1 protein-coding gene is annotated in these 12,969 nt (G+C 75.8%); it reads right to left on the bottom strand.

What is annotated here, in order from left to right:
- A complete protein-coding gene (locus tag ACVV2G_RS31075; protein ID WP_453846126.1) occupies positions 1–12,951 on the bottom strand; it encodes an SDR family NAD(P)-dependent oxidoreductase in 12,951 nt (4,316 codons plus the stop codon).
- Positions 12,952–12,969 lie beyond the last annotated feature (18 nt).

Below are 12,969 nucleotides of genomic sequence, written 5' to 3'. Positions count from 1 at the left end.
TCAGTTCAACTCCTGGAGCGACAGAATCGGGCCGGCGGCGGCGTGCGCGGCGGGCGCGGAAAGGGCGGGGGAGGGGGCGGCGGCGGGCACGGCGGCCGGGGCGGTGGCGCCCGCCTCCCGGTCCACCCAGTGGCGTGTACGCCGGAACACGGCCGGCGGCAGGCTCGGGCGCTCGGCCGGACGTGCGGCGAGCTCCTGAGCCGTCGGCTCCCGCAGGACGGCGTGGCAGTTGACCCCGCCGAAACCGAAGGCGCTGACGCCGGCCCGGCGCACACCGCCGATCGGCGGGAACTCCCGCAGTTCCGTGTTCGGGTAGAAGGGCGACCGGTCGAAGGCGAAGCGGGGGTTGGGCGTCTCGCAGTGCAGCGTCGGCGGGATCTGCCGGTGCCGCAGGGCGAGGACCGCCTTGTGCAGTCCCGCCATGCCGGCGGCCATCAGCGCGTGCCCGATGTTGGACTTCACACTGCCCACGGCGCAGTACCCGGTGCGGTCACCCGCGTCGTCGAACGCCCGCGTCAGGGCGCGCAGTTCCATCGGGTCGCCGATCATCGTGCCGGTGCCGTGCGCCTCGATGAGCCCGACCGCCGCGGGGTCCACGTCCGCGGCGCGCTGCGCCCGGCGCACCACGTCCTCCTGGGCGTCCGGATTCGGGGTCGTCAGGCCCATCGTGCGGCCGTCGTTGTTCACCGCCACCGACTCCACGACCGCGTACACCCGGTCCCCGTCGGCGAGCGCCGCGTCCAGCGGCTTCAGCAGCAGGGCACCCGCGCCCTCCCCGAGCACCAGGCCGTTGGCCCGCGCGTCGAACACCCGGCACTCCGCGTCCGGGGACAGCGCGCCGGACGCGCTCAGCTTCAGGTACGGCGTCTCGTCGAGCAGCAGGTCCGCCGCGGCGACCAGCGCCATGTCGCACTCGCCGAGCCGCAGGGACTGCTCGGCCAGGGCCAGCGCGGCCAGCGACGAGGAACAGGCGGTGTCGATCACCAGATGCGGACCGCGCAGGTCGTAGACCTGGGCGAGCTGGGCGGCCACGAAGTTCTGGTTCAGTCCCGTGACGGTGTTGCGGTGCGGGACGCGGATCCGCGGCGCGTACGCCCCCGTCTGCGCCGCCGCGAACACCCCGGTGCGGGTGCCCGCCAGCTCGGGGCGCCGGTATCCGGCGTTCCGGAAGGCCTGTTCGGCGCTTTCCAGGACCAGCCGGATGAGCGGGTCGACATGCGCGGCGTCCTCGGACGCGATGCCGAACGGCTCCGGGTCGAAGTCCTCGATCCCGTCCAGGAACCCGCCCCAGCGGGAGAGGGAGCGACCCGGCCGCTTCTCGGGCGCGTACAGCTCGGCGGTGTTCCACCGGGATGCCGGCACCTCGCGGATCGCGCTGCGGCCCTCGGCCAGGAGTCTCCAGAAGGCGTCGGTGTCGGGTGCCCCCGGGAAGCGGCTCGCCATGCCGATGACGGCCAGCGGCCGGGGCCCGGGCACCGGGGCGCTGGTGCCGCCCCGCGACCGTGGCAGCGCGGTCGTCCCGGCGCGGCCCGACGGCTCGTCGCCGACGCCGCGACGGGTCGCCCAGCGCTGGACGCCCTGCGGGTACGCGCTCGTCAGAAAGGCGGCGAGGCGCGCGGCCGTGGGGTTCTCCAGGACCACCGACGGGTCCAGCGGGGCGTCGGCCAGCTCTTCCAGCCTGCCGACCATCCCGGCGACCAGGATGGAGTCCACCCCCAGCTCGGCGAAGGCGGCCTCGGGTGTCACCGCTTCCTTCGGCAGCATCAGTTCCTGGGCCATGAGGTCGAGGAGGAACTCCTCGACCGCCGTTCCGACGGCAGCGCTCATGACGCCGTCCGAGGTCGTCACCTGGTGCTCCTTCGTCTCGTCGTGTTCCGCTTCGGTGTTCGTGCCGTGCGGCCCCCGCGCCGGGCCGCCGGAGGGCGTGGCCGCAACCGGGGCCGGGTCGGCGGGGCCGTCGGCGGGCGGAAGGGGGCCGGGACGTGCGGCGGGCGGGAAGCCGCCGGGGCGCACCGCGGCTGCGACGGTGCCGTCGACGCCCCCGGCGATCACCCGTTCCAGCAGCTCCAGGCCCGCTTCGCGGGTGAGTGCTCCGAAGCCCGCCGCGCGGTACGCGTCGGCCGTCACCTCGCCCATGCCGAGGCCGGTCCAACTGCCCCAGGCGATGCTGAGGTAGCGGGTGCCGTCGGGGCCCTCGGCCGCGTTGCGCTCGGCCGCGTACGCGGGCAGTTGGGCGTTGGCGGCGGCGTAGTCGCCGAGACCGACGCCCAGGTGGGGCAGGACGGCGGAAACCGAGGAGTACAGGACGAAGAAGTCAGGCCGGTCGGCACGCACCAGCTCGTCCAGCACGCGCAGCCCGGCGGTCTTCGGCTCCCAGGTCGCGGCCACGGCCTCCGGCGCGCGGCGGACGAACGCCGGGTGCTTGCGGTCCACCGAGCCCGCGCAGTGCAGTACGCCCGCGACGGGGCCCAGTTCACCGCGTACCCGGTGGAGGAAGGCGGTCAGGGCACCGCGGTCGGTGAGCGGGCCGGTATGGATCAGCACGCGTACCCCCCGGGCCTCCAGACCCGCGACGGCGCGCGCCAGCTCCGCGGTGCGCGCGTCGGCCCCGGTCCCGGCGCCGTCCGCCGACGCGGCGATCCGCTCCCACTCGTCGCGCGGCGGCAGTGCCCGTCGACCGAGCAGGGCCAGCTTGCGGGCGCCCCGTTCGGCCAGCCGTTCGGCCGCCGCCAGGCCCAGTCCGGCGGTGCCGCCGGTCACCAGATAGGTGCGGTCCGGGTCGAGCCCGGCCAGGTCCGCCCCGGCCGGCAGAACGCGCAGTGGGCCGGGCACGTAGCGGTCCGCGCCGCGCAGGCAGACCTCGGCCGGCGTCTGTGCGACCGCGGACAGCTCGGCGCGTACGGTGCCCAGGACCGCCTGCGGACCGGTGACGGCCGGGTCGAGGTCCACGGAGGCCGAGCGGACCGCCCGGTACTCGGCGCCCACGGCCCGGACGAGCCCGGCCATGGCCCCGCCCCACGCCTGTGGCCGGGCGTGTCGCAAAGCCTGGCGACCGCGCGTGACATGCAGCAACGACAGCTCGTGCCCAGTCGAGGCGGCCCGGCGCACCAGCCCCTGGAGAAGCCCGATCCGGGCGGCCTCGCGCTTCAGCGGCTCCGTGTCCGACCCGGCTCCGGACAGGTCCGTCAGGTCCACGACCGCGTCCAGCGGGCCGTACCGTTCGTACAGTCGCTCCGCCAGGGCCTGTCCGGCCGCGTGGTCGGCCAGGTCCAGGTCGTACTCGTCGGCACCGAGGTGGGGCAGCAGGCTCCGCTCGCGCACCACGACCCAGCCGCTCTTCTCCGCACCCGCCGGGTGCGCGACGGCTTCGGCGAAGCCGAGCGTGTCCCGCGCGGCGACGAGCAGTACGCCCAGAGGCCGGCGTCCGGTGTCGGCGGGGGCGGGCAGCGGTGCGTCGACCCAGTCCCGGATCAGCAGCCGCGGCACCGTGTCCGGGTCGCCGCCGACCGGGTCAGGGCCGGTGGGCACCGGTTCGGACGCCGGACCCGCGCTGTCCGGGGCCTGCCGAGTGGGCACACCCGACGGCCCGAACTCGACGCTGTGGTCGAACGGGTATCCGGGGAACGGTACCCGTCGGCGCGGCCCGTCGTGCAGCGCGGTCCAGTCGACCGGCTCGCCGGCGGTCCAGCGGACGGCGGCGTCCGCCGGGTCCGCCGGCCTGACGGCGGGGCCGTCCGCGGCAGTCCGGTGCGGTCCGCCCAGGTGCGTACCCGGGGCCCCGGCCTCACCCGTGTCGTCCAGGTAGGCGCCGAGCCTGCTGCGCAGCTCGGGCAGGGAGGAGGCGACGACCGCCAGCCGTTCGGCGAGCGGCGTGCGGCCGGTCTGCGAGGTCCACGCCAGGTCGTCCAGGCGGACGCCGCCGTCGCCGGCGAAGTCGCGCAGCCGCGCGGCACAGGCGCGCAGCCGGTCCCGGGACCGGGCGGACAGCACGACCACCTGCGGGCCCGGCCGGTCCCCGGCCCGCTCGGCGGGAGCCGGCGGTTCCTCCACCACGACGTGGGCGTTGACGCCTCCGAAGCCGAACGAACTCACTCCGGCGCGCAGCGGCGCGTCACCGGCCGATGTCCACGGCTCGGCAGCGCGCAGCACCCGGAAGGGCGAACCGTCCAGCTCCAGATACGGGTTGAGTTCGGCGAGCCCGGTCACCGGCGGCAGGGTGCGGTCGCGCAGGGCGTGCACCGCCGCGATCAGTCCCGCGATGCCGGCCGCGCTCTCCAGATGCCCGACGGACGCCTTGAGCGCGCCGAGCACCGTGGCCGCCCTGGGGGTGTCGGCCCCGTCCGCCGCCCGTTCGAACGCCTGCTTGAGGCCCTGGACCTCGATCGGGTCACCGAGCCGGGTGCCCGTGCCGTGCGTCTCGATGTAGCCGACCGATGCCGCGGGCACGCCCGCGTCGCGCAGGGCCGCCACGACGGTGTCGGCCTGGCCGCGCGGGGTGGGCGCGGTGAGGGAGTGCGCCCGGCCGCCGTGCCCGACCGCGGAGCCGCGGATCACGGCGCGCACCGTGTCGCCGTCGGCGAGGGCCTGGGACAGCGGCTTCAGCAGGACCGCGCCGACGCCTTCCGCCCGCACGTAGCCGTCGGCCCGGCTGTCGTAGGTGTGGCAGCGGCCGCCCGGCGACAGCATGCCGCCCCGGCTGAGCGAGACGTACCAGGTCGGCGTCATCACCACGTTGACCCCGCCGACGAGAGCGGTGTCGCACTCGCCGGACCGCAGCGCCGCCAGCGCGCGGTGCAGGGCGACCAGTGAGCTGGAGCACGCGGTGTCCACCGTCTCGCTGGGACCACGCAGGTCCAGCAGGTGCGAGACACGGTTGGCGACGATGGCGTGGACGTTGCCGGTGACCGTGTGTCCGGCCACGTCGGTGCCGTGCTCGCGCAGGACCTCCAGGTAGTCGTGGAGGGTCACCCCCGCGAAGACGCCCGTGCGGGTCCCGGCGAGCGACGCCGGATCGTACCCGGCGTCCTCCAGGGTGTGCCAGCACGTCTCCAGGAACAGCCGCTGCTGCGGGTCCATGAGGGAGGCCTCGCGCGGGGACAGCGAGAAGTGCGCGGCGTCGAAGGCGGTCACCGAGGCGAGGAAGCCGCCCGCCCGGCAGTCGGTGGTGCCCGGCTCCCGGCGCGGATCACCGTCGTAGGCCTGCCAGCTCCAGCGCTCGGCCGGCACCTCGGTGACCATGTCCCGCCCGGCCAGCAGGTTCCGCCAGAAGGTCTCGGCGTCCGGGGCGCCGGGGAAGCGGCCGGCGAGACCGACCACGGCGACCGGGTCCGCCCCGGCCGCGGGATCGGCGGCCCGCGTCGGCCGGGTCCGGGACACCGGCGCCGGGACGTGCTCGGGCGCGGGTTCCGGGACCGGTGGTGCCGCGCGTGTCCCCGGTACGGCGCCGGGCTCGCCCCACGCCTCGGGCAGCCGTGCCGCGTGCCGGTCGACCAGGTGCGCGGTGATCGCGTCGGCCGTGGGGAACTCGTAGAACGTCACCGGCGTCAGGGCCGTGCCGAAGGTGTCGTTGAGCCGGTTGGCGAGGGTGGTCAGCAGAACGGAGTTGAAACCGTAGGCGCCCAGCTCGGTGGCGGTGTCGACGCGGTCGGGGGTGGTCCCGGCGACCTCGGCGACCCGTGTCACGACCAGGGCGAGAACCTGTTCCCGGTGCGGCACGGTGGCCGCGACCGCCCCCGGCCGGGGGTCCGCCGGGGCGCCGGCCGGGTCGGTGGGCGCCGGGTTCCCGACGACGGGCAGCACGCCCAGGCCGGCCCGGCCGAGGACCGCACGGGTGCGCTCGGCGCCGGCGCAGGAGACGTACAGGCGCGGGGCGGCGGACCGGACCGCCTCCTCCAGCACCCGCAGCGCTTCCGGTGTCCCGATGGGGACCAGCCCGATCGTGGTGACCGCCATCGCGGCGGCCTCGGCGTCCAGCCGCATACCGCCCTCGGACCACAGGGGCCAGGCCACGGAGACGGTACGGCCGCTGCGCCCGCCCCGCCGGACCTGCTCGGCGCGGCGTACGGCGAAGGCGTCCAGGTAGGCGTTGGCGGCCGCGTAGTCGCACTGGCCGGCGTTGCCGACCGTGCCGACGACGGACGAGAAGAGGACGAAGGCCGCCAGCCGGTCCTCGGCCGTCAACTCGTCCAGCAGAGCCGTGCCCGTGGTCTTGGGAGCCAGCACCCGGGCCACCTGCTCGTCGCCCTTGTCCTGCAGCAGCGCGTCCTCGATCAGACCCGCGGCGTGCAGCACCCCGGCGAGCGCGCCGAACCGCGACCGGGCCGTGCGCAGCGCGGTGTCCAGCGAGGAACGGTCCGTGACGTCCGCCCGGACGTAGAGTCCGTCGCCGCCCAGGGACCGCAGCCGGGAGCAGAACCGCTCCTGCTCGGGACCCGGCGCCGACCGCCCGAGCAGTGTGACCTTGGCCCCGTACCGCTCGGCCAGGTGCGCCGCGACGAGCCGTCCGACGCCTCCAAAGCCGCCGGTGACGACGTAGTGGCCGCCCCGCCGGAACACCGGGTCCCCGTCACCGCCGGGCCGGCCGGCCTCGGCGAAGCGCAGCACCTGACGTCCGCCGGGGCCGATCCGCGTCTCGGCGTCCGCGTTGTCCGCCTCGGCGACCAGCGCGGACAAGCGCAGCACCTGACGTCCGCCGGGGCCGATCCGCGTCTCGGCGTCCGCGTTGTCCGCCTCGGCGACCAGCGCGGACAGGGGCGGGGAGAAACCGTCGGCGAGTCCGACGCGGACGTGCCGGAAGCGGCTCGTCTCGCGGGCCAGCGCCCGGCCGAAGGCCGCGACCGCGTGTTCCACCGGGTCCTCCCGGTCGGCCGACGTCACCTGCACGTGAGTCAGCGGGGGCAGCGCACCGACCGACACCGCCCGGCCCAGATCGGCGGGCAGCCGTTGGGCCACCGCGGACGCCGCGTCCTCGCCGGTTCGCGAGGCGGGCGCCAGTCCGCGCCGGTCGACCAGCACCACGGGCCCCTCGGCGCCCGCACGCTCCAACAGCGAGCGCAGGTCGTCGGCGTTGCCCCGGCGTACCGCGAGACGTGAGCCGTCGTCGGGAACCTCGTCCGCGGGGTACTCCACCGCCCGCAGGAGCAGCCACGGCTGCTCCTGGCCCTCCACGTCCCCCGCCGGGACGCCGGGGGCGTCGAGTACCAGAACGGTCGCCGGGGCCTGAGCGCCGACGGGGGTGCGCCCGGGGGAGTCCTCCCAGTACGGCGTCCACACGGCGGCGGAGTCGTCGGCGCGCGTCGCCGGAGCGGACAGGGCCGAGGAGGCGCCGGGCGGGGCCGGCACCGCCGACGGCAGCCAGTGCGGCACCCGCTCGAACGGGTAGGCGGGCAGCGGGGTCCGGCGGGCGGCGGGCAGCAGCGCGGGCCAGTCCGGTTCGGCGCCCTGGACCCACAGCCGGGCCAGGGTGCTCAGCTCGCCCCGGGCGGCGAGCGACGCCAGGAAGTCCTGCCCGCCGGTGAGATCCGTGAACAGCCCGGCGAGCGGACCGCCGCGGACCAGCCGCCCGGTGTGGACCGTGCCGGAGCCCTCCTCGGCACCGTCGGCGATCCGGTCCAGCACCGTCAGCAGGCCGTCGCGGCCCCGCGCGGTGAACGCCGCACGCACGTCCAGGGCTTCGCGCCCCACACGCAGGGTGTGCGCCACGTCGGCGAGTCGCACGGCCGGTCCGGCGGGCCCGCGCAGATGGGCGGCCAGCCGCCGCGCCGTGGAACGCAGTTGTCGGTCCGTGCGGGCCGACAGCACGTACAGCTCGGTATCCACCGTGCCCTCCTCCGGTTCCGTGGCCGGCCGGCCGTACGCCTCGACGACGAGGTGCGCGTTGACACCGCCCGCGCCGAAGGAGCTGACGCCCGCACGCAGCGGCGGAGTGCTGCCGTCGGCCTCCACACCCACCGGCTCCCACCGCGCGGCGGCGGTCTGCAGCCGGAAGGGGCTGCCGTCCAGCTCGATGAACGGGTTGGGAGTCTCGGCGTGCGGAGTCGGAGGCAGGAGGCGGTGTCCGAGCTGGAGCAGCACCTTGGTCAGCCCCGCGATGCAGGCGGCCGGCTCCAGGTGGCCGATGTTGGCCTTCACGCTGCCCAGGGCACAGCTGCCCGGCTGCTCACGCGCGCCGAACGCCCGGGTCAGCGCCCGGACCTCGATGGGGTCGCCCAGGGAGGTGCCGCTGCCGTGGGCCTCCACGTAGCCGACGGTGGCCGGGTCCACGCCCGCCGAGCGCAGCGCCGACGACACGAGCGCTGCCTGGGCCTCCGGGCTCGGCACGGTGAACCCGCTGGTGCGGCCACCGGAGTTGACGGCCGTGCCGCGGATGACGCCGTAGACGTGGTCCCCGTCGGCGACCGCCCTCGACAGCGGCTTCAGCAGCACCGCGCCGGAGCCCTCGCCCATGACGAAGCCGTCGGCCTCCTCGGCGAAGGGGCGGCAGAGCCCGGTCTTCGACAGCATCCCCATCTGCGCGTACTGGATGTGCCGCACGGGGTGCAGGACCAGGTTCACACCGCCCGCGATCGCGGTCGCCACCTCGCCCCGCCGGATGGCCTCGCAGGCCAGGTGCAGCGCCACACCGGACGCCGAGCAGGCCGTGTCGACGACCATGCTCGGCCCGGTCAGGTCCAGGAAGTACGAGACGCGGTTCGCGATGGCGTAGTTGTCGGCGTACGGATAGGCGGCGTGGCCGGCGGCGGCGCCGTTGGCGCTGAACGTGCGGTAGTCGTCGGCCATGGCGCCCACGTAGACGCCTGTTCTCCGGTCCATCGTGTGCCGGTCGTACCCGGCGTCCTGCACCGCCTCGATCGCCGTTTCCAGGAAGACGCGCTGCTGCGGATCCATCTGCTCGGCGTCACGCGGGGCGATCCCGAAGTACAGCGAGTCGAAGTCGGCGACCCCGTCGAGGAAGTTGCCGATGCCGCTGTACGTGCGGCCCTGACCGCCTTCCGGGTTGTACACCGCGTCGTGGTCCCACCGGTCGGACGGCACCGGTCGGGCTGCGCTGCGGCCGTGCAGCACGTTCTGCCACAGCTCGTCGAGGCTGTCGGCACCGGGGTAGCGCCCGGCCAGGCCGATGACGGCGATCGGTTCGGTGCGGGGTTCGGTGCCGGGCGGCGCGTCCGCCCCCGCCGCCGTGGGCGCCGGGGCGGTGGGCGCCGGGGCGGTGGGAGCCGCGTCCGGGGAGGCGTCCGGGGCGGGCGGCGACGCCTCGCCGGCCGCGGACGCCGACTGCGAGCCGTCCCCCACCAGTGCCGCGGCGACGCCGCCGAGCGTCCGGTGCTCGAAGAACAGGGTTTTGGACAGCTGCCCGTACCGCTTCTCCAGCCGGATCATCGCGTCCACCACGGCCAGCGACGTCATCCGGAGCGCCTCCAGCCGCGTGTGCGGCCCGAGGTCCGCCCGCGGCAGGCCCAGGATCTCGGCGACCACCGAGCACACGGCCTCCCGGGCCTCGGCGAGACCGCCCTCGGCGGGGCCCGCGGGGGCCGGCTCCGGTGCGGCGGGGGCCGCCCGTCGGGCGGCGGGCCGTAGGGCTCGCAGGACGGTCGACAACGGTTCCGCGTCCTGAGCCAGGTCGACGAGGGCGCGGCGGCGCACACCGTCGCGCACGGCCGCGTCGGACGGTTTCGCCTTCCGGGCGGGCTTCGCCCCGGCCGGCGCCTCCGGCTGTGCGTCCTCCGGCTCGAAGGCCACCGCGGCGACGGCGGCGACGGACGCTCGGTACACGACGCGGCCGTCCTCGCCCGGCTCGGCGAAGGAGCCGAGCACCGAGTCGAGGAAGCGGCGAACCGGTGTGTTCCGCTCGCTGGGCACATACGGTGCGACCAGCTCCGACACGCCCGCCTCGGCCAGCTCCCCGGCGAGGGCGGCCACGAAGGCGTGCTCGACACCGCGCCCGAGCACCCGGCAGCTCATCAGGAAGGTGTCGAGGACCGCGGACCTCCCGTCGGCGTCCTCCCGGGTGATGGCGAGGCCCACCAGGCCGTAGTCGCCGAAACGGTCTCGCACGTGAGCGGTGCGGATCCGCACCGCCGGGTCGGCGAGCAGCGCCCGTATCTCCGCCTCGCCGCGGCGCACGGTGGAGAGGTTGAACTGGTTGGTGCGGTACGTCAGCTGGGAGATCCGCGCGTACTGCTCGGGGGCCGGCGGAGCGACGTCCACCGACAGCTCCAGACCCGCGATGAAGTCGGCGAACGAGGCGGCGTCGCGGCGCATCGCGTCGCGCTCGCCGCGGGCCCGGTAGAAGTCGGTCCGCTTGCGGTCCTCGTCGGTGACGGCGAGCCGGTCCAGCGACCACACCCGGTCCAGGAAGGCCGGCACCGCGTCGCCGTCCTCGGGCAGTCGCAGCGCCAGTACCTCGGGGTGGGCGGCGCGTACTCCCGCCACCTCCACCGGGTTGTCGTCGAGGAAGACGAAGCTGTCGAGCCCCAGGTCGAGTTCCGCGGCGAGGGAGGCGATGTTCAGGGCCTTCGGTTCCCAGTTCACGCGGCGAGCCGTGATGTGCCCGGCGCGCAACGGCATGTCCTCGCGCACCGCCAGCACCTCCTCGACATCGGCCGCCTCGTTCTTGCTGGCCAGACAGATCAGGACGCCCTCGGCCTGGCGGGCCACCGCCCACTCCTGCACCGCCCGGTGCGCCGGCTCCAGCCGTACGCCGTGCGGGCCGTCCTCGCCGACCACGCCGCCCCACAGCGTGTTGTCGCAGTCCAGGACGATGACCTTCGAGGGCGCGGTCAGGGCGCTGTGCGCGGCCCGGGCCACGCCGGCCGCCAGGGCGGCGCAGCCCTCCCGGGTGAACGGGATGTGGGCCGCCGCGTCCCGCGCCTCGTCGTAGTGGGTCTCGCCGGCCGGGACGGTCCCGCCCGCCCAGCGCTCCCGGCCGAGCACGTGGACGCCCGAGACGCCCGCGAGCTCACGGACGATCAGCTGTTCGGCGGCGGTCAGCTCCGCGTCCCGGCCACGGCCGTCGGTGTGCGCGGGGGACGGCGGGCAGAGCAGCACCAGCAGTGGCACCGCACCGCGGTCCGCGTGGGCGCGCACCGCCTCGGCGAACTCGCCGGCTGTGCGAGCGCCCTCACCTCGCGGCCAGTCCTCCGTCCGGACCAGGACGGCCTTGGCACCCTGCTCGACGGAGGCGAAGACGCCGTCGGGGGACAGGAGTTCCTGGAAGACCTGCGCGTAGTCGGCCGCCCTGACCCGCAGGCCGAGTCCCAGCCGGTCGCACCAGTGCTGAAGCGGCTCCAGAAGCGGGTCGAGGGTGAAGGTGGCGACCACGCCGAGATCGAGGGGGCGCGAGGCGGCGGCGTCATCCGGCTTTTCGGGAGGCGCGGTCCGCGCGCGGGGCGCGGCGTCGTCGGCCGCCGCCCGGTGTTCCTGTCCGTCGGTGCGTGCGGTCCCGTCCTCGGCGAAGGGCAGTACCCGGACCTCGCCCGGCTCGGGGGGCCCGGCCAGAGCACGGACCAGCGCGGCGGCGACCGGCTCCACGGCCGCGCCGCGTTCACCGAGCGGGGTGGCCGTCATGGCGGTACGCAGCCGGGGCGGACGCGCGATGAGCCAGGAGGCCCCGGGATGTTCCGCCGCCGCCGCACGCACGAGGCCCTCGACCGCGAACTTGGCCGTCACATAGGCGGACCAGCCTGGTGGGGGAGCCTGCGTCCACGCGCTGGAGACGGCCATGATCCTGCCGCCGCGCTCCGCGACCTCGGCCGCGAGGCCGGCCAGCGGCTCGCGGGTGAGGGCCAGCGCGTGGGCGACGTGGTCGGCGGCGCGCTGTGAGGCGGCCGGTTCCAGCGGCAGTTCGGCCGGCGTCGGGCAGGCGTTGAGCACCAGCAGGTCCAGGCCGCCGTGCTCGGCACGGATACGCTCCCGGGCCGCGGCGACCCACTCCGGGTCGGTGGCGTCCCCCGGCAGTGGATGAATGTGCGCCCCGGCCTCGCCGAGGCGCTCGGCGGCCCGAGCCGCGTCCCCGGCGCTGCGGTGGAAGCCGGCGTACACCTCGGCGCCCTGCAGCGCGAGCGCCTGGGTGACCGCCGCCCCGAGGCCCCGGCTGGCGCCGACGACCAGGGCGGTACGGCCACGCAGCGGCTCCCCCTGCGGCAGCGAGGTGGTGAGCGCCCCGACGTCACCCGCCGGCACCTCGGCGCGGTGGAAGGCGCGGACGGTGACGGAGGCTCGAAGACCGGGCGCTTCCGCGGTGCCGGTCAGCCGCAGCATCCGGAACCGCTGCTCCACGTCCGTCACCTCGGCACGGGCGGTGAACGGCCCGGCGTGGTCCGCCGGACGGAACTCCGCCTCGAAGTCGGACAGCAGGGCGGCCCGGCCGGGCGCCTCCATGCCGACCAGGTAGCTGATCCACGCCAGGACCCCGACCGGAACCGGCCCGAGCCCTCGCTGCGGCAGGCCGAGTTCGTCGGCCAGGCGCGCGACGCTGTCCCACCGGGGCGCGTAGCCCTCGGCCAGCGGCATACCGGGGGCGAAATCCGTGAGCCCGGCGTCGCGCGGCTCCGCCCGCCGTGTCGCCTCTCCGTCCGGGGCCTCCTGACGGGCGGCCGGGCCCTCGCCGAACTCCGCCGTCACCTCCAGCAGCGTGCGACTGCCGTCGCGGAGCCGGACCGTAGCGCGCTCGGCCGTGTCCTCGGCGATCTCGGGGGTGTAGTCCTGGTCGGCGTACACCGGCGCGTGGAAGCGCGCGGAGATCCGGACCGGATCGCGGCCGGGCCGCGGCGTCAGGCCGGACAGGGCGAGGAGTGTGCCGAGCACCCCGTAGACGACGGGCGCGCCGAAGGCGGTGCGCCGTGCGTAGTCGGCGTCGACGTGCAGCGGATTGTCATCGGCACTGGCCTGCCGGAACGTCTCGACCACAGCGGCGGAGGCCCGCACTCGGGTCGGCGTCGTCTGGTCTTCCATGATCGCCTCTCGACTCAC

It is taken from the genome of Streptomyces sp. JK94 (assembly GCF_053613315.1).
The sequence above is the reverse complement of the archived record's forward strand: the minus strand, read 5'-3'. Positions and strand labels throughout refer to the sequence as shown.

Bases quoted from the DNA above. Each gene is read 5' to 3' on its own strand.
- ACVV2G_RS31075 (WP_453846126.1), bottom strand. From the start codon at position 12,951: ATGGAAGACCAGACGACGCCGACCCGAGTGCGGGCCTCCGCCGCTGTG.